This is a genomic window from Halosimplex halobium (assembly GCF_051414055.1).
Lineage (GTDB): Archaea > Halobacteriota > Halobacteria > Halobacteriales > Haloarculaceae > Halosimplex > Halosimplex halobium.
Window position 1 is genome coordinate 34,101 of the sequence record NZ_JBLKNX010000010.1, and the last position, 18,450, is coordinate 52,550.

The 18,450-nt window shown below is 69.6% G+C and carries 14 protein-coding genes; 5 read left to right on the forward strand and 9 right to left on the reverse strand.

What is annotated here, in order from left to right:
• The first annotated feature begins 44 nt into the window (after positions 1-44).
• The 3 genes from ACMGFG_RS11520 (at position 45) to ACMGFG_RS11530 (ending at position 1,637) form a co-directional block, all read left to right on the forward strand.
• A complete protein-coding gene (locus tag ACMGFG_RS11520) occupies positions 45-506 on the forward strand; it encodes a NuoI/complex I 23 kDa subunit family protein (RefSeq protein WP_135364351.1) in 462 nt (153 codons plus the stop codon).
• Between the two features lie 133 nt (positions 507-639).
• Positions 640-1,170, forward strand: coding sequence for a TrmB family transcriptional regulator (locus ACMGFG_RS11525; protein ID WP_436930476.1), 531 nt, complete (start codon positions 640-642; stop codon positions 1,168-1,170).
• Positions 1,171-1,421: 251 nt separating this feature from the next.
• Positions 1,422-1,637, forward strand: coding sequence for a hypothetical protein (locus tag ACMGFG_RS11530; RefSeq protein ID WP_436930477.1), 216 nt, complete (start codon positions 1,422-1,424; stop codon positions 1,635-1,637).
• Between the two features lie 751 nt (positions 1,638-2,388).
• On the opposite strand, the gene acs is transcribed toward ACMGFG_RS11530, so the two are convergent.
• The 3 genes from acs to ACMGFG_RS11545 all read right to left on the reverse strand — a co-directional run bounded on the left by acs (position 2,389) and on the right by ACMGFG_RS11545 (position 8,972).
• Complete coding sequence (gene acs / locus ACMGFG_RS11535) at positions 2,389-4,392, reverse strand: acetate--CoA ligase (RefSeq protein ID WP_436930478.1); 2,004 nt, start codon at positions 4,390-4,392, stop codon at positions 2,389-2,391.
• Between the two features lie 180 nt (positions 4,393-4,572).
• Positions 4,573-6,900: a bacterio-opsin activator domain-containing protein gene (locus ACMGFG_RS11540; RefSeq protein WP_436930479.1), complete on the reverse strand. Its 2,328-nt coding sequence runs from the start codon at positions 6,898-6,900 to the stop codon at positions 4,573-4,575.
• A 155-nt stretch (positions 6,901-7,055) separates the two neighbouring features.
• On the reverse strand, positions 7,056-8,972 hold the full coding sequence (locus ACMGFG_RS11545; protein ID WP_436930480.1) for an acetate--CoA ligase: 1,917 nt from the start codon (positions 8,970-8,972) through the stop codon (positions 7,056-7,058).
• 185 nt (positions 8,973-9,157) lie between these two features.
• Here ACMGFG_RS11545 and ACMGFG_RS11550 point away from each other — a divergent pair, with 185 nt between their 5' ends.
• Positions 9,158-11,221: a methyl-accepting chemotaxis protein gene (locus tag ACMGFG_RS11550; protein ID WP_436930481.1), complete on the forward strand. Its 2,064-nt coding sequence runs from the start codon at positions 9,158-9,160 to the stop codon at positions 11,219-11,221.
• 47 nt (positions 11,222-11,268) lie between these two features.
• On the opposite strand, the gene ACMGFG_RS11555 is transcribed toward ACMGFG_RS11550, so the two are convergent.
• From ACMGFG_RS11555 to ACMGFG_RS11580, 6 genes are all read right to left on the reverse strand, one after another.
• Positions 11,269-12,024, reverse strand: coding sequence for a thioredoxin family protein (locus tag ACMGFG_RS11555; RefSeq protein ID WP_436930482.1), 756 nt, complete (start codon positions 12,022-12,024; stop codon positions 11,269-11,271).
• A gap of 26 nt (positions 12,025-12,050) precedes the next feature.
• Positions 12,051-12,794, reverse strand: a complete 744-nt coding sequence (locus ACMGFG_RS11560) for an ABC transporter ATP-binding protein (RefSeq protein ID WP_436930483.1) — start codon at positions 12,792-12,794, stop codon at positions 12,051-12,053.
• On the reverse strand, positions 12,791-13,552 hold the full coding sequence (locus ACMGFG_RS11565) for an ABC transporter ATP-binding protein (protein WP_436930484.1): 762 nt from the start codon (positions 13,550-13,552) through the stop codon (positions 12,791-12,793). The genes ACMGFG_RS11560 and ACMGFG_RS11565 overlap by 4 nt, the downstream gene beginning before the upstream one ends.
• Positions 13,549-14,670 (reverse strand): branched-chain amino acid ABC transporter permease, encoded by a 1,122-nt coding sequence (locus tag ACMGFG_RS11570; protein ID WP_436930485.1) that lies wholly within the window; start codon positions 14,668-14,670, stop codon positions 13,549-13,551. The genes ACMGFG_RS11565 and ACMGFG_RS11570 overlap by 4 nt, the downstream gene beginning before the upstream one ends.
• Positions 14,667-15,656 carry a branched-chain amino acid ABC transporter permease gene (locus tag ACMGFG_RS11575; RefSeq protein WP_436930486.1) on the reverse strand — a complete coding sequence of 330 codons (990 nt, stop codon included), beginning with the start codon at positions 15,654-15,656 and terminating at the stop codon, positions 14,667-14,669. Before ACMGFG_RS11575 ends, ACMGFG_RS11570 begins: the two co-directional genes overlap by 4 nt.
• Before the next feature lie 162 nt (positions 15,657-15,818).
• Positions 15,819-17,150, reverse strand: coding sequence for a substrate-binding protein (locus ACMGFG_RS11580; protein WP_436930615.1), 1,332 nt, complete (start codon positions 17,148-17,150; stop codon positions 15,819-15,821).
• A 328-nt stretch (positions 17,151-17,478) separates the two neighbouring features.
• On the opposite strand from ACMGFG_RS11580, the gene ACMGFG_RS11585 reads away from it, so the two are divergent.
• Positions 17,479-18,450, forward strand: a complete 972-nt coding sequence (locus ACMGFG_RS11585; RefSeq protein ID WP_436930487.1) for an ABC transporter ATP-binding protein — start codon at positions 17,479-17,481, stop codon at positions 18,448-18,450.

Sequence of the window (18,450 nt, forward strand, 5' to 3'; positions counted from 1 at the left end):
GCCGCGCCGACCCCGACGCCCGCGACACGCGGAGGTGACTCCCAATGATAGGACTCCTCAAATCGATGGCAACGACGATGAAACACGCGCTCGACGGCGAGACGTTCACCGTCGAGTACCCCGAGGACGCGCCGGAAGTGAGCCCGCGGTTCCGCGGCGTCCACAAGTTCAGCCAGGAGCGGTGTATCTGGTGTCGCCAGTGCGAGAACGTCTGCCCGAACGACACCATCCAGATCGTCACCGACGACCAGCGCAACGGCGAGCAGTACAACCTCCACATCGGCCAGTGCATCTACTGCCGGCTCTGCGAGGAGGTCTGCCCCGTCGACGCCATCCTGCTGACCCAGAACTTCGAGTGGACCGCCGACACCAAAGACGAGTTCGTCCTCGACAAGGAACAGCTCAAGAACGTCCCCTGGTACAAGGACATCGACCCGCTCGAATCCCGCGAACCGGACCGCGGCGGCTGGATCGGCGAGGGGGAAGGCGAAGTCGACTACCAGTAAAGCGCGCACATTTTCCGGTTTTCCTGTCCGCGCGAGCGGAGCGAGGCCGACCCGACCGAGCGCGGACGGTCGGGCGGCGCAAATACGGGGCCGATCCCAATAGCGATAGGGCATCGGACCGAACGGTCGGTAGATGAGCGCGGATTCACTCGACCTCTACGAGACCCAGCGGCGGGCGCTGACGGTGCTGGTCAACGAGTACCAGCAGCGCGATTCGCCGGTGAGTTCGGGCGTCCTCGCCGAGCGGATGGACAGGACGCCGGGGACGATCAGGAACAAGATGCCACAGCTGGAGTCGCTCGGGCTGGTCGAGGGCGTGACCGGTCCGACCGGCGGGTACGAACCGACCGAGAAGGCCTTCCGGGTGCTGGACCGGGACCCCGACGCCGAACGCGAGTCGGTGACGGTCGCGCACGACTTCGAGCGCGTCGACGCGACCGTCGAGTCCGTCTCCTTCGCGAACGTGAACCACCCGTCGGACTGCCGGGCGTGGGTCGAGTTCCAGACCGCCATGCCGTCGCTGTCAGTCGGCGACCCCGTCGCTATCGGCCCGACCGCCCAGGGGGACCTCGTCGTGGCCGGCGAGGTCCACACGGTCAACGACACCGGGAACCGGATCTCGATCGCCGTCAGCGGGATGGAAGCGCCGGTCTCCGACGGATAATCGCACGGGCGGCCCCCAGCGGCTGAACCCGAACCCGGTCCCCGACGGACGACCCCGGGGTCGATTACCGGCGGACTGACCCCGAGACTCGCCACGGGCGACCGATCTCCCCGTATAGATCATGAACTTTTATTATCGATGGGTGCATCGGGAGAGGTATGTCACGGACGACGCTCGCAGTAGCGGTACGCTGATTCTCTCCCCCGACGGCGTCGTCCAGTTCGCAGACCGCCCCCGACACCCAACCGCAGATGAGCACACACGCGACCACCGAGACCCGAGACGCACCGACAGCCGAGACCGCGACCGACGAGCCCGAGATCGAAGCCGACGCCGACGAGCCGAGCGACGACGGGCCGGCGCCGATGGACCCGTTCGACGCCCACGACGCGGCGGCGACGTTCGGCGCCTCGACCCGGCGGCTCCCGAACACGGTCGACGCGGAGAACAAGTATATGGGCCGGTAACGACGGCCGTTCGAGCTGATCCGACCGGAGATACTGGTTGGTCCCTCCTGCGAGTTGAGTCGTTGTTCCTGTCGGGTCTGTCGTAGAAGGAGCGGAGACGACGCGGCCGGAGAGGGCAGCGAGCGATGAAAGCCCTCGGCCCGCTCGCTAGCTGCTGTGTCTACCGCAGGGTACAGCAGACGATGAAAGCCCTCGGCCCGCTCGCGGTCGCTGAGCGACATACCCTCGCGGCCTGCGTCCGCTTCGGGTAGGGGTCGCTCAGGCGACTACATAAACGCGAGCGCGCCTCGCCCTTTCAGTCCACCAGGACCGCGACCGCACCAGCAACCGCCCCGCACAGCACCGCAGACAGCCACGAGCCTCCCCAGCCGATTCGCGACACGCAAGTCGCGAATCCCTCGCGCGGTGTCGTCGCGCGCATAAAAGCGCGCTCCAGCGCGCGCCGACCGCACCGCGACCGCTTACCGGGACGCTCCTGTATGGACTGAGCATCCAGCGCCGAAGGCGCCGGTTCGCCGTCAGAACAAGCGCTGACGAGCCTGCGGTCGGTCCCGGTGTTCACTCCCGCAGACACCGAACGCGAGGGAGCGAAGCGACCGCTGCGTCCGGCTCATTTCTCCAAGCTTTTGCGGTAGCGAGGGACCGAAGGTCCACTGGACCGTGCGAACGGGGCGAAACGCCGTGAGCAGACGGCGGACTCCCGCAGCGGCCCGCAGGGCCGCGAGGAGCTCTCAGCCGGAAACAGTGGGATCTAGTCGTCGCCGTGGACCTGGTCGCGGATCTCCTCGGGGACGCTCGGGTCACGCAGCGTCGTGGTGTCGCCGAGTTCGTCGCCGTTGGAGATGTTCTCCAGCAGGCGGCGCATGATCTTGCCCGAGCGGGTCTTCGGCAGGTCGTCGACGAAGACCACGCGGGCCGGGCGGGCGAACTTGCCGATCTCGTCCTCGACCGCCTCGATGATACGGTCGCGGACCACCTCGTCGCTGGCCTCGACGCCCTCGCGGACGACGACGTACACGTCGGGCACCTCGCCCTTCTCGTCGTGGTCGCGGGCGGCGACGGCCGCCTCGGCCACGTCCTCGACCTCGGAGACGGCCGATTCGAGCTCCATCGTCCCGAGGCGGTGCCCGGCGACGTTCATCACGTCGTCGAGGCGACCGAGCACGCGGAAGTAGCCGTCCTCCTCGTGGACGGCGCCGTCGCCGGCCTTGTACACCCAGTCCTCGGGGTCGGAACTGTCGGTGTCCGAGAAGTCCTGCCAGTACTCCTCGATGAACCGCTCGTCGTTGCCGTAGACGGTCTGTAACATCCCGGGCCAGGGCTTCTCGATGACGAGGTTGCCCGCCTTGCCGCTGGCGGGCTCCATCGGCTCGCCGCTGTCGTCGTAGAGGGCGGGCTGGATGCCCGGGGCCGGCAGGCCGGCCGAGCCGGGTTTCATGTCCTTCAGCGCGGGGAGGTTCGTGATGAGGTGGCCGCCCGTCTCGGTCTGCCACCACGTGTCGACGATGACGGCGTCCTCGTCGCCGATGTGCTTGTAGTACCACAGCCACGCCTCCGGCTGGATCGGTTCGCCGACCGTGGTCATGTGCCGGAAGTCGAAGTCGTACTCCTCGACGTACTCCGAGCCCCACTTCATAAACATCCGCACGGCGGTCGGCGAGGTGTGGAAGATGTCCACGTCGTAGCGCTCGGCGATCTCCCAGATGCGACCCTTGTGGGGGTGGTCCGGCGTGTCCTCGTACATCACCGAGGTCGTCCCGAGCGACAGGGGCCCGTAGACGATGTAGGAGTGGCCGGTGATCCACCCGATGTCGGCGGCACACCAGTAGGTGTCCTCGGGTTCGATGTCCAGCACGTACTTGCTGGTGGCGGTGACGTAGGAGAGGTAGCCGCCGGTGCGGTGCTGGCAGCCCTTCGGCTGGCCCGTGGTCCCGGAGGTGTACATGAGGAACAGGGGGTCCTCGGCGTCGCGGGAGACGGGGTCGACGCGGGCGCGCTCGTTGTCGGCGAGCAGGTCGTCGGCCAGCACGTACGGGTCGTCGCTGCCGATCTCGACGTCCTCGTGGAGTTCGTCGTGGCGGGTCCAGAGGACGACCGTGTCGACGTCGGAGTCGGCCAGTTCCAGGGCCTCGTCGCACTTCTCCTTGTGGTTGAGGAACTCGCCGCGGCGGTAGTAGCCGTCGCAGGTGACGACCACGTCGGAGTCGGCGTCGTCGATGCGGTCGGCCAGCGCCTGGGCGGAGAAGCCGGCGAACACCTCCGAGTGGGGCGCGCCGATGCGCGCGCAGGCCAGCATCGTGACCGGCAGCGCCGGCAGCATCGGGAGGTGGCAGGTGACCACGTCGTCCTCTTCGACGCCCACGTCCTGCAGGGACGCGGCAGTGGCGTTGACGCGGTTGTACAGGTCCTGGTAGGTGATCGTCTCGCGCTCTTCTGCGTCGGTGCCCTCCCAGATGAACGCCGCCTGGTTCTTGCGCTCGTCGAGGTGGCGGTCGATGCAGTTGTACGAGGCGTTGAGCTTGCCGCCGGTGAACCACTCGTAGAAGGGCGGGTTCGAGTCGTCGAGCACCTCGTCCCAGTGTTCGTCCCAGTCGAGCAGTTCCGCGTACTCCTCGAAGGCCTCGGGGTAGTTCTCGTCGAAGCGGTCGTAGATGTCGGGATCGCTGACGTTGGCCTGGCCGACGAAGTCGGTCGGCGGCCGGAAGTACTCCTGTTCGGTCAGCCGCGATTCGAGGGGGGAGCCGTCCTCGGACATGGCTATCGACCCCTCCCTGTGACCCGTCGCGACCGGTGGCAGTCACTCCGTGACATGGTTCGTCCCCGATATCACCCAGGAGACTCTTAAGCCAACCGTCTAACTATCTATCCGTCACGTCCGGCGACGACCACCGGAGGGAGCCGTGGTATCCCCAGCCCGTACCGCGCGGCCGACCTGTCACTCGTCGTCGAAGAAGGCGGTGAGCAGTTTCTGCTGGGCCTTCCGGAGGTGGTTGTGCAGCGTCGGCGAGGAGACGCCGATGGAGTCGGCCAGTTCCTCGGCGGTCGACCCCCGCGGCCACTCGAAGTAGCCGGCGAGGTAGGCCGCCCTGAGGACCGACTGCTGTTTGTCGGTGAGGTCGTCCTCCAGCGAGCGGCGGAAGCCGTCGGTCGTCTGGACGGGCCGTTCGACCTCCTGTTTCGAGAGCAGCGCCGACGCCGAAAAGGCGGACTGGAAGCCGTTGAAGACTGTCCGCACGTCGGTCTCGGTGGTGAACTCGGCGGTGACCCGCTGGGCGCCGTCCGCGACGCTGAACTCGGAGACGTGGCCGCCCAGTTCCGTCAGGGTCGTGGCGGGCTCCTCGCCGGCGACGACGAACTCGACGAGGTAGCGCTCGCCGTAGTCGCGGATCAGCCGGGCGTTCTCGATGCCGGCGGCGTCGTCGGCGAACTCGACGACGTCCTCGGGGGACGCGCCGCGCATCGTCACGAAGTACAGCAGGCTCCCGCCCTCGCCGGGGACCAGGCCCTGGAGTTCGAACGCCGCGTCGAGGTCCCGGCTGGCCGCGACGAAAAAGGCGCGGTCGCTCTCGACGCGGAACTCCAGTTCCGTGACGCTGTCGGCCAGCAGCAGGTTTCGGCGCTTGATGTCGGTGATCGCCTGGCCGACCCCCCAGCCGAGGCTGGCCAGGAGGTCGCGCTCGGCGCTCCCGAAGGCGTCGGGCCCGGTCGCGCCCAGCGCGAGCAGTCCGTGGGTCGTGTCGCCGTAGGTGATCGGGACGACGGCGACGGCGTCGGCGTCCGGCCCGTCGCCGTCCGTCTCGACCGGCCGGAGCGGCCCCTCGCGGTCGTCGGCGGCGAGTATCCGCACCTCGCCCGGCTGGTCGGCGGCGACGCCGGGGACGTCGACGTCGTCGGTTGCGACCTCGGCCAGCGCCTCGGCGGTCGCCTCGTCGACCCCGGTCCAGGCCGTCGAGACGACCCCCCGGTCGCCCGTCGCCGAGCCGACCCACGCGAACTCGTAGCTGTCGGTCGCGGCCAGTCGGTCGCAGACACGCGAGGCGACCTCCGTCCGCTTCGACGCCGCGGCGAGCACCCCGGCGACCGCCCCGAGCGCGTCGATGGCGTCCGCCACGCGGGCGGGAACGGCCGCCCCGGTCGGCCCGTCGGCATCCGCCGCGGCCGGTCCCGCCCGGTTTTCGCCCGGAGCTACCCCGTCTTCGCCCGGAGCCGCCCCGCGCCCGTACGCGTGCGTCCCGTCCGTCACGTCTACACCGTCGCCGTTCGCGAGCGTGCCGTCCCCGTTCGCGCTCGCCCGGACACCGCCCTCGACCGGCGCCTCCACGTCCACCGGTCCGTCGCCGTCCGCCTCGACGAACGCGGCGACGTAGCGACCCCGCCGCGCGGCGGTGTCGTGCAGGGGCGCGGCGACCTGCACGGCCGGGACGGGGTCGCCGTCGGGCCGGGCGAGCCGGACGGGGACCGCCCCGGTCGCCTCGCCCGGCGGGCGGGCGTCGCCGTGGTACAGCGCGGTCACGGACTCGCCGACCAGATCCTCCCCCGGTGTGTCTGTCAGCGCGGCTGCGCCGTCGTTGGCGAACGCCACGGTCCCGTCGGCGTCGGTGACGACGACTGCGAGGTCCGCGCCCGTGAGCGCGCGCCCGATGTCTTCCGGCGTCCACTCGGCGGTCGGACCGTCCAGCCCCGTCCGTTCGAGGGCGTCGAGGACGGTGTCGACCCCCACGGGGTCGAGGTGGCGACACAGGGTGTCGAGCCCGTCCCAGGGGCCGACCGCGAGGACGACCCGCGGGTCGAGGCCCGCGTCGTGGACGAGCCGGCGGGCGTAGTACCCCCGGAGGTCCGTCGAGGAGACCCCGCGCAGCCGGTCGTCGCCGCTCCGGTCGGCCGCGCGCTCGCCGACTTCGGCGACGACCATCTGGATCCGCCGCGGCGTCACGTCGACGACCCGCTCGTCCTCGCCGATCCCCCGCTCGTTGACGTACCGGTCGACGGCCGAGCGCACGTCCGCCGGGACGTAGGCGTCCCTGACGGCCTCGCCGGCGTCGTCGACGACCGTCAGGAGGTGGTGGGTCCCCGCCCGCGTCGAGACGGTCCGCAGGTGTCCCGGACGGACCCGCGCCACCTCCGCCGGCCGGAGGCCGACCTCGCCGCAGAGACGCACGATCACGGCCTCGCGGTACGCCGTCGCCGCCCGGCGCAACCGCTCGTAGCCCGCAGTCGTCAGCGGTTCGGCGGCGTCGTCGGGGCCCCTGGTACGCTGTCCCATACTGGTCGTTTCGCGGGGACGCACTCGTGCGAAATAAAACTTCGCCGGATTCGGGAGTTTTGCCCGGGGCCGTGGGAGCATCGGGACCTATCGCCGGATCAGTGCGCGTACTGCGTTTCGGGATAGAGAAGAATACCGAAGGAACTTCGGGGCCATCACTCGCGGTCGAGCGCCGAGCGGATCTCGCCGACGATCTCGGGGTTGCGGAGCGCGCTGGTGTCGCCGAGCTCGTCGCCGTCGGCGATGTCCTTGAGCAGGCGGCGCATCAGTTTGCCCGAGCGGGTCTTCGGGAGCTCGGGGGTGAACACGAACGTCTCGGGGACGGCGAAGGCGCCGATCGAGCGCTCGACGCTGTCGGTGATGCGCTGGCGCAGCGCCCGCTCGGCCTCGTGGCGCTCGTCGGTGCTGACGAACGCGTAGACGGAGCCGGCGCTGCCGTCGCGCACGTCGACGACGGCCGCCTCGGCGACACCGGGCACGTCCGCGATCGCCCGTTCGAGTTCGGTCGTGCCGAGGCGGTGGTTCCCGACGGTAACCGTGTCGTCGACCCGCCCGAGGACGGTGACGTAGCCGTCGTCGTCGATGCGGGCCACGTCCTCGGTGACGTAGCGCCACTCGTCGGCCCGGTCGTCGCCGTCGAGGTCGAGCGGCATCCCCGGCCAGGGCCGCGTGACGGCGAGGCGCCCGCCCTCGGCTGCCGTCGTCTCCTCGCCGCCGGGGCCGACCACGGCCACGTCGATCCCCGGCAGCGGCGGCCCGGTCGAGCCGGGTTTCATCCGGTCGGCGCCGGGCAGCGTCGACAGCAGGATAGCGCCCGTCTCGGTCTGCCACCAGGTGTCGACGATGGGACAGTCGCCGCCGCCGACGTGCTCGTAGTACCACCACCAGGCGCTGGGGTTGAGCGGCTCGCCGACCGACCCGAGCAGCCGCAGGCTCGAGAGGTCGTGGGCCTCGGGGTGCTCGGTGCCCCACTTCATGAACGCCCGGATGGCCGTCGGCGCCGTGTAGAACACGTCGACAGCGTTGCGCTCGATGAGCTCCCACACGCGGTCCTTCTCGGGGTGGTCCGGCGTCCCCTCGTAGAGCATCGTGGTCGTCCCGAGCGAGAGGGGGCCGTACACGAGATAGGTGTGGCCGGTGATCCAGCCGATGTCGGCCGAACACCAGTAGGTGTCCTCGGGCTTCAGATCGAGGACGGCGTGGCTCGTCCACGCCGCGTGGGCGAGGTAGCCGCCCGTGGTATGTCTGACCTCGCTGGGTTCGCCGGTGGTCCCCGAGGTGTAGATGACGAACAGGGGGTCGCTGGCGGCCCGCGCGACGGGGTCGACCTCGGCGCCGCGGTGGTCGGCGACCAGGTCGTCGTAGGCGCGGTCCTCGTCGCCGAGCTGGACGCTCTCGTCGTCGAGGCGCTCGACGACCACCGTCTCGGTCACCTCGTGGGAGACCGAGAGCTTGGCGTTGTCGGCCTTGTTCTTCTGGTGGATCGCCGACCCCCGGCGGTAGTAGCCGTCGCAGGTGACCAGGTACTCCGAGTCGGCCCGCTCCATGCGGTCGGCCAGCGCCCCCGCCGAGAAGCCCGCGAACACGACGTTGTGCGGCGCGCCGATGCGGGCGCAGGCCAGCATCGCGATCGGCAACTCGGGGATCGCCGGCATGTAGAGGGTGACCACGTCGCCCTCGCCGATGCCCAGCGAGCGGAGGCCGGCGGCGAACTCGTTGACCTCGTGGTACAGGTCGAGGTAGGTGTAGGTCCGCCGCTCGCCGCGCTTGCCGATCCACTTGATCGCGGCCTGGGTCTTGCGGTCGTCGAGGTGGCGGTCGACACAGTTGACCGAGGCGTTCAGCTCCCCGCCGGGGAACCACCGGCGGCGATCGCCGGCGGCCTCGTAGGTCGTCGCCGGCGGCTCCAGCCAGTCGAGCATCCGGCCGGCCCGCGCCCAGCAGTCGGGCCACTCGCCCTCGAACGCCGCCGCGTCCTCCGGCGTGACGTTGGCCTGCTCGGCGAATGCGGCCGGCGGGTCGACCCCCTCCCGGTCGGGCGGGTTGGTCTCGACGACCGAGTCGTCGTCCATCCCGTGGGACTGGCGCGGGAAACGACATAAATGATCCGCGCGACACCGAGGGATGGGCAGCGGTTCGGCCCCGAGCCGAAGTGCCGAACGCGCCCGCTACCCGGCCCAGCGGGCCGAAATCCGTTATCTCGAGCGATAATTTGCCCCGTGAGTTTTTGTAGGGGTTCGTTGTTGGGTTCGGCACGATGACAGCGCGCACACCGGAGTCGATACTCCGCCGGGTCCGCGATCGGATCGGCGGCGCCAGCGGCGGGTCGCGAACCGACGCGGGCAGCGATTCACAGCCGGGATCCGACGGCGACTCGGGGGTCGAACCGGACGGCGGGTCGGTGGTCGGGGCCCGCGGCGGCGGCCCGTTCGGGGACCGCTACGACCCCGACCTCGACGCGCTCGAATCGGTGTACGGTGACGCCGACCTGGCCGCCGCGGGCGACCGACACGTCCGCGATCCCGCCGGGCTCGACGCCGACGAGGTCGGTGCGCTCGTCGACGAGTACCGCGAGGCCGGCATCGACGCGGGGTCGTTCGCCGCCTCCCAGCGGGTCGTGACCGACGCACTCGTCGATGCCGTCTTCGACCGGCTCCGCGAGGACCTCGACGGGACGGGCGACGGCGCGCTCGCCGAGGCGCGCGCGGACCTGCGGGACGGGCTCGCGCAGACGACCGACGCGTTCGCGGCCGGCGCCGCGGCCTACGAGGAGCGGGCGGCCGGCGACTCCGCCGGCGCGGACGGGGCCGTCGCCGCGGCCGAGACAGGCGGCGCGGCCGAGACCGGCGCCGCGGACGCGGTACCCACCGGCGAGGGGGCAGGTGCCGGCGCGCTGGATTACCACGACGTGCTCCACCACATCGGGACGCCGCTGTTCATCCTCGACGCCGAGGGGGAGATCCTGACGTGGAACGCCCAGCTCGAGCAGCTGACCGGCGTCTCCGAGGCCGAGGCCCAGGCCATGGAGATGGCGAGTATGGCCTTCTACCCGGACGGCCGCCGCGGCAAGACCCTGGCCGACAAGGTGCTCGACGCGCCCGAACGGACCCACGAGGAGTACGACGTGCCGAAGGTCGAGGAGGCCTCCTTCACCCTCTATCGCGACACGAGCGTCATGCAGGACCAGCACGGCGAGGAGGTCCACATCTCCTTCTCGGCGGCGCCCATCTACGGCGACGACGGCGAGGTGGTCGCCGTCGTCGAGATGGTCCAGGACCGCACCGCGGACGTGCTCCGCCACGAGCGGACCTCCGACCTGGTGACCGAACTGGAGGAGACCATGCAGGCCATCCAGGCGGGCGACCTCGACGCCCGGGCCTCCTTCGACAACGCGGAGGGCCACGTCGACGCGTCGCTGCTGCAGGTCGTCGACGAGCTCAACGAGATGGCGAGCACGCTGGCGGACCTCATCGAGCGGGTCGACGACAACGCCGACGACCTCGCCGCGGCGACCGACGAGTCGGCCGACGCCGCCGACGAGATCGAGTCGGCGGTCACCGAGCAGAACCGGATCCTCGCCGAGGCCGCCGAGGACATCCAGGACGTGAGCGCGACGATGGAGGAGATCGCGGCCACGTCGAACCAGGTGTCGGCCGCCGCCGGCCGCGCCAGGGAGGCCGTCGAGGACGGCGAGCGCGCCGGCGAGCGCGCCCAGGCCATCACGGACGAGCTCACCGACACCAGCGACGAACTCGTCGACGACGTGACCGAGCTGGAGGAGCGGATGGACGAGGTCAGCGAGATCATCGAGATCATCGCGGACGTGGCCGAGCAGACCAATATGCTCGCGCTGAACGCCAACATCGAGGCGGCCCGCGCCGGCGAGTCCGGCGAGGGGTTCGCCGTCGTCGCCGACGAGGTGAAGACCCTCGCCTCCGAGACGAGCGAGCACGCCGACGAGATCGCCCGCACGGTCACGGAGATCCAGTCCCAGGCCACCGAGACCGTCGACAGCGTCCGGGCGTCCAGCGCCCAGATCCAGCAGGCGGAGAAGGGGATCGGCGAGGCGCTCGACGCGCTCGACGAGATCGCCGAGGCCGTCGACGAGACCGCCGACGGCATCGAGGAGGTCGCCGACGCCAACGACAGCCAGGCCGACGCCATCGAGGGCGTCACGACCACCATCGAGGAGGCCCGCGACCACGCCGAGGCCGCCGAGACGGCCGCCCGCCGCATCGTCGAGACGACCGACTCCCAGACCGAGTCGGTCCGGGACCTGGTCGACAGCGTCGAACAGCTCCACGGCGCCGACCGCCGCTGAAGCCGCCGCTCGATAGCCGCGTTTTCCGAAAATCCGAAACCGGCCGCTCAGTCCGTTCCGTACAGCTCCGCGGCGCGCTCGCCGAGCGGGCCCGGACTCCGGCGGCCGGTCACGGCCTCCAGCAGGTCGCCGTCGGCGAAGAAGGCGACCCCCGGCGCGGCGTTGACCTCGTTCTCCCGGCAGAAGTCGGGACAGCTCTCGCCGTCCAGCCCGGCGACGGCGGCGTCGTCGGGCAGCGCCGCCAGCAGTTCGTCGATCTCGTCTTTCATGGCCTCACAGGGCTCGCAGCGGCGCTTCCAGACGGTTACGACCGCCCGGTCGTACTCGTCGACGAACGCCGCCCAGGAGTCGTCGTCGAGTTCGTCGAGCGCGTCGGGCACCGGCGACTTCGGGCCGACCTCGGCGACGACGGCGGCCATCTGGGTCAGCTCGCCGACGCCGTAGCCGTCGAGGTGGGCCGACAGCGCGAGATAGGTCGCGAACTCCCTGCGGGAGACGTCCAGTTCGTCGACGCGCTCGGCGGCCGCCTCGGCCGAGGGGAGGTCGAACGCGTCGGCGACCGACTCGTGGAACGCCGCGTCGTCCAGGTCGAGGTAGGTGTCGAGGTAGACGTGCCGGCGGTGCTCGAAGTCGTCCGTCGTCGTGACGGTGTCGGTCGCCTCGTCGTGGTCGAGGACGCCCTCCTCGACCAGCGTGTCGACGTGGGCGTCGACGGTCGCCTCGTCCATCGCCGGGGCGTCGACCCGGTCTCCTACCGCGTCGTCGGTCCCGTCTTCCACCGTGTCGTCGGTCTGGTCTTCCACTGCGTCGTCGGACGTTCCCGACACGGTTAGACCCCCAGGTACCGCTCGCGCGTCTCGTCGTCCTCGCGCAACTCGTCGGCGGTGCCCTCGAAGACGACGCCGCCCTGGTCGACGACGTAACACCGGTCGGCGATCTTCATCGCCGCGACGGCGTTCTGCTCGACCAGCAGGACGGTCGTCCCCTCCTCGCGGATCCGCTCGATGGCGCCCTCGACGGTCTCGATGATCTGGGGGGCCAGCCCCTCGTAGGGCTCGTCGAGCATCAGCAGGTCGGTGCTCTGCTTCAGGGCCCGGGCGATAGCGAGCATCTGCTGTTCGCCGCCCGACAGCGTGCCGGCCAGCTGGTTCTGGCGCTCGGCCAGCCGGGGGAAGTCCTCCAGGATCTGCTCGATGGACAGCCCCTCGTGTTCGAACTGCAGGTCCCGCCCGATCGTGTTCGAGCGGTTCTGGACCACGTCGGCGAGGTGGAGGTTCTCCTCGACGGTGAGGTTGCCGAACACCCGCCGTTCCTCGGGAACGTGCGAGATACCCAGCACCGAGATGTCCTCCGCCTCCATGTCGGTGATGTCCCGACCTTTGTACGTGATCGTCCCTTCCCGTACCTCGGGGGGACGCGCGCCGGCGATGCTGCGCAGCGTGGTCGTCTTGCCGGCGCCGTTGCGACCCAGGAGGGCGCAGATCTCGCCCTCCTCGACGTGCATGGACACGTCCCGGAGGATGTGACTCTGGTCGTAGTAGCTGTCGACGCCGTCGAGTTCGAGCAGGCTCACAGTTCGACACCTCCCAGATACGCCTCCTGGACGCTGGGGTCGCCCTGTACCTCGTCGGGCGGCCCCTCGGCGATGATCGACCCGCGGTTCAGCACGGCGATGCGGTCGGAGATGCTGAAGACGATCTCCATGTCGTGTTCGACCAGCAGGATCGTCAGGTCCAGCTGCTCCTGGAGGTCCTCGATCAACTCGACGGTGGCCTGGGTCTCCTCGGGGGACATCCCCGCAGTGGGTTCGTCCATCAGCAGCAGCGACGGTTCGCTGGCGAGGGCGATCCCGATCTCCAGACGGCGCTTGTCGCCGTACGGCAGGTCGGCGGCGCGGGTATCCCGCTGGTCGCGCAGGCCGACCGCGTCCAGCATGCTCAGGGTCCGCTCCTCGACCTCGGGGTAGCTGTTGCGGTGGGTGAGGAAGTTGAAGCGGAAGGAGCCGTGTTCAGCCCCGAGCGAGGCGATATTGGCGTTCTCCTCGACGGTGAGCTCCGGGAAGATCGACGCGGTCTGGAAGGACTTGCCGATCCCCCGCTGGACGACCTCGTGGGGTTCGAGGTCGACGATGGACTCGCCCTCGAAGCGGATGTCGCCCTCGGTCTCTTCCAGCATCCGGGTGATGAGGTTGATCAGCGTCGACTTGCCGGCGCCGTTGGGGCCGATGAGCGACAGCAGCTCGCCGCGCTCGATCGAGAGGTTCACGTCGTCGGTGGCAGTGAGGCCGCCGAACTCCTTGACGAGCCCGTCGGTCTCGAGGATGGCGCTCATCGGTCGTCACCCCCCAGCGCGTCGCCGACGCGGTCGCGGAGCCAGTCGACGCCGCCCCAGATGCCGTTGGGCAGGAGGACGACGACGAAGACGAACACGAGCCCGAGGATCATGTGCCAGAAGTCGCCGATCGTCGGCATCCCGCTGACGATGTTGGCGACGTACATGTACAGCCCCGCGCCGAGTATCGGGCCGAACAGCGAGCCGACCCCGCCCAGCACGGTCATGATGACGATCTCGCCGCTGACCGTCCAGTTGAGCGTGTTCTCGATGGGGACGAACTGGCGCTGGATGACGTAGAGGCTGCCCGCGACGCCCGCGAAGGCGCCGGAGATGATGAACGCCATTAGCTTGTAGCGCCAGACGTTGAGGCCGACGAACTCGGCGCGCTGTTCGTTCTCGCGGATCGCCCGCAGGACGATCCCGTACGGGGAGTTGAGGACCCGGTTGGCGACGACGACCGCGAGGACCGTCGCGATCCCGACGAAGACGAACATCCACGTCCGGATGAACATATCGGGGATGAAGGCGACCTCCGCACCCAGCGGCAGGAAGCCCAGCAGGGGGTCGACGGCGACCTCGTTGAACCCGTTCTCCCCGCCGGTCAACCACCCGAGCGGCGACAGGAAGATGTAGTAGATCATCTGCCCGAACGCGAGTGTGAGGATGGCGAAGTAGATGCCGCCCCGGCGCAGGGAGATCCAGCCGATGACCCACGCGAACAGGACCGCCGTGGTCGTGCCGACGAGGAGCATCGCGATCGGGCTGCCGGTGACGTTGGCGCTGAAGATGCCCGCCGCGTAGGCGGCCGTCCCCCAGAAGATCGCGTGGCCGAACGATAGCAGGCCCGTGAAGCCAAGCAGGAGGTCGTAGCCGACCGCGAAGATGCCCCAGATGAGCGCCAGGGTGACCAGGCTCCGGTACCAGACGTACTGGGTCGGGATCCCAAGCATCTCGGGGACGGCGACGAGCACGAACGGCGCGAGGAAGACCCCGAGGAAGGTGAGTACGGCGACGCTCACCTCGCGCTCGCGGACGGCGAGCCACCGGTCGTACAGCGACGGGGACTCGACCTCGGCGGAGTCGCCGGCCTCGGCCGACTTGACCTCGTCGCTCATACGCTCACCTCCTCGGAGCCGAGCAGTCCCTGCGGCCGCGTCAGCAGGACGACGATCGCGAGCACGTAGATGCCCACCTGGGACCAGGGGCTGAAGTTGAGCGTGAACCCACCGAGCGAGAGGCTCCCGAGCGAGATGAGCGTCACCTGGACCATCCCGATGAGCGTCCCGCCGAGAACTGCCCCTCGGATCGAGCCGACCCCGCCGATGACGACCGTGAGGAAGGCGGGGACGAGGATCGTCATCCCGATCTCGGGGTTGGTGTTCTGCAGGGGGCCGCCGACGACGCCGGCGATCCCGGCGAGCGCGGCGCCGATGCCGAACATCACGAGATACGGGCGGGTGATGCGGATGCCGAGCAGGCGGACCATCTCGGGGTCGCGCGTCCCGGCCTTGACGACCAGCCCGAAGTCGGTGTACTCGACGATGACGTAGACGGCGAGCACCAGCGCCGCGGTGATCGCGATCACCCACAGTCGCCAGACGTTGATCGTCACGTCCGACAGCGGGACGGCGATAGGCCCGGTCATCGGGAGGAGCCCGAACGCGGAGGTGGGGGCCTCGTAGCCGTAGGTCTGGGGGCCGATCAGCGCGTGGATGACCTCCTGGACGACGATGGCCAGCCCGAAGGTGACCAGGATCTGGTCGGTGTCGGGGCGGTCGTAGAACGGCCGCGCGACGAACCGCTCCATCGCGAGCCCGACCACGAACACCAGCACGGGGACGATGGCGAGCGCGGCGAAATAGCCCCACTCCAGCCCCAGCGTGGTGTAGCCCCACTCGGCGAGTTTGCCGTTCGAGACCGAGATCTCCTGGGTGATCAGCAGGCCGGCGTAGGCGCCGACGACGAACAGCGCCCCGTGGGCGAAGTTGACGAACTTGAGCGTCCCGAGGATGATCGACAGCCCGATGGCCAGCAGGACGTAGATGGCGCCCGTCTGCAGGCCGTTGACCAGCAGGACGATGAGTTCGCCGACGAGACTCACGAGGGCGTCACCTCGGTTGGGACTCGCCGACCGGGCCGGCGTCGCCGTTCGCTCGGCGCCCGGCGGCGGTGCCGTTCGGTGGTTTGGGTGTGCTTGTCACTCATTCTGTGTTGCGGATCCGGGAATCACGTACATAACTGTAGGGCCTAGTCGCGCGGGGGCTCACTCGTCGCCGTACTCGCCGAGTTCGCACTCGGCGGCGGGACCCTCGTCGCAGCCGTAGCCCACGTCCTCGCGCGCGGTGATGTCGACGATCTCGAAGAACTGGCCGTCGCCCTGTTCGGACTCGGGGAGGCCGCGGACGACCGGGATGGCCCGCTGGGCCTGGTGGTCACAGGCGCGCATGAGCTCCTCGCCCATGCCGATGTTGTCGTACTCGTAGCCCTCCAGCTCGCGGATGACCTCGGGCGGGTAGAACGTGCCGGCCCGCTCGACGGCCGCCGCGTACTGCAGCGTGCCGGCGTAGGCCAGCTGGGCGGGCCCGGAGGGGACCCGGCCGTCGTACTCCTCGCCGAAGAACTCGGTGAAGGAGTTCGACGGCTCGTTGTCGATCTGGGAGTCCCAGGCGACGGTGCCGAAGATCCCGTCGATGGCCCCGCTGGCGGCCTCGGCCATCGGGCGGTTGTACAGCGGCATGACGATCTCCATGTCCTCGTCGATCCCGGCGTCGACGGCGTCGGTCAGCGAGTTCGCCCCGTCGAGCCCGTAGTGGTTGAGGAAGAGCACGTCGGCCTCGGAGCTCTGGGCCTCCGAGAGGTACGTCGAGAAGTCGCTGGTGTCCAGCGGCGTCGCGACGCTGTCGACCTCCTCCCAGCCGGCCTCGGTCATGAACTGCCGCATCGACTCCTCGACGGTCTTGCCCCAGGAGTAGTCGGCGTACAGCTGGTAGAAGCTCAGGTCCTCGCCGTACTCGTCGGTGAGGACCGGCTTGAGTGCCTGACCGGTCATGTACGCGTTGAACATCTCCCGGAAGCTGTAGCGGACGCAGTCGCCCCCGGTCGTGTCGTTGGAGTGGGTCAGACAGCAGGTGAACATCACCTTCTCGCGCTGGGCGAGGCCCTGCTGGGCGATGGCGACCGCCGAGGAGGAGCCGCCCGCGAACATGATGACGTTGTCGCGGTCGATCATCCGCGAGGCCGACTGCTCGGCCGTCGAGGCGTCGGTCGCCGTGTCGCCCTCGACGTAGTCGATCTCGTAGCCGAGGACGCCGTCGCCCGAGAGGTCCTCCCACTCGTCGACCCAGCCGCCCCCGTTGTTGAGGTGCTTGACAGCCAGCTCGTACGCGCGCAACTCGTCCTCACCCTCGGAGGAGTACGGCCCCGACTGGGGGACGTTGAACCCGAACGTCGCCGTGTCATCGTCGATCGGGTAGTTCCCCAGCGAGGGGTAGTCGTCGGTTCCGTCGCCGCCACCGCCCCCGCCACCGCCGCCGCCCTCTGTACAGCCTGCCAACCCTGCCAGACCGACCGCGCCCGCTGCACCCGCTCGTTTCATCAGTCCACGCCGCGACACTCCACTGTCACTGTGTGACATGCTCTATCAGGGGACGACCTCCCTCATAATAGTTGTGCATAATTATAAAAAGTACCAGTCGAACGGCGTTCGGATCGCCCGCCGGGACCGGGGTGGTACCCTCGTGGGAAATTCGTATTTCTCCGCGGTTCGCGTCCCATAAAACGGGTTTCGTCTCCGGTGGTACGGCTGTCGACGGGCGGGTACCGCCGGTCCGTCGCGGACCGTGGCCCGGGAAACGGACGATACGTTTATCCGTCGGCCGCCGGAGCCTCCGGTCGGACGCGGTTCCCGCTACCCACCTCCACCCATGTCCGCCATCGAGACAGCGAACCTGACCAAGCGGTTCGGCGACGTGACCGCCCTCGACGACCTGTCCTTTTCGGTCCCCGAGGGCGAGATATTCGGCTTCCTCGGCCCCAACGGTGCGGGGAAGTCGACGACGATCAACATCCTGCTGGGGTTCACCCGTCCCTCCGCCGGGTCGGCCCGCGTGTTCGGCCACGACGCGGGCGCCGAGAGCAAGCGGATCCGCCAGCGGACCGGCGCCCTGCTGGAGGGGTACGGCGTCTACGAGCGGATCACCGCCCGCGAGCACGTCGAGCGGGCCATCCGGGCGAAAGACGCCGACGACGACCCCATGGCGATCCTCGAACGCGTCGGTATCCCGGAGGCCGCCGACCGGACGGCCGGCGGCTTCTCGAAGGGGATGCGCCAGCGCATGGCCATCGGGATGGCGCTGGTCGGCGAGCCCGACCTGCTCGTGCTCGACGAGCCATCGACGGGGCTGGACCCCAACGGCACCCGCGAACTGCGCGAGGTGATCCGCGAGGAGAACCGGCGGGGCGCGACCGTCTTCTTCTCCAGCCACCTCATCGACCAGGTCGAGGCCGTCTGCGACCGCGTCGGCATCCTCAAGGACGGCCGGATGGTCACCGGGGGCAGCGTGGCCGACCTCCGGGCGCAACTGGACGCGGCGACGGTCACCGTCACCGTCGAGCAGCGCGCCCCCGACTCCCTCCTCGAGGACCTGCGCGGTATCTCGGGCGTCGAGGCCGCGGAGGCGACCGACAACCAGGTCATCGTCTCGGCGCGGGGCGGCGACGCGAAGCTGCGGGCCCTGAACCGGATCGAGCGGGCCGGCGTCGGCTTCGCCGACTTCACGACCGACGACCCCTCGCTGGAGGAGATCTTCGAGGTGGCGACGCTCGGCCCCCGCGAGGACCGCGAGGGCCGCGGCGGCCGTGACGCCGCGGCGGCGTCGGCGGAGGGCGAGCCATGA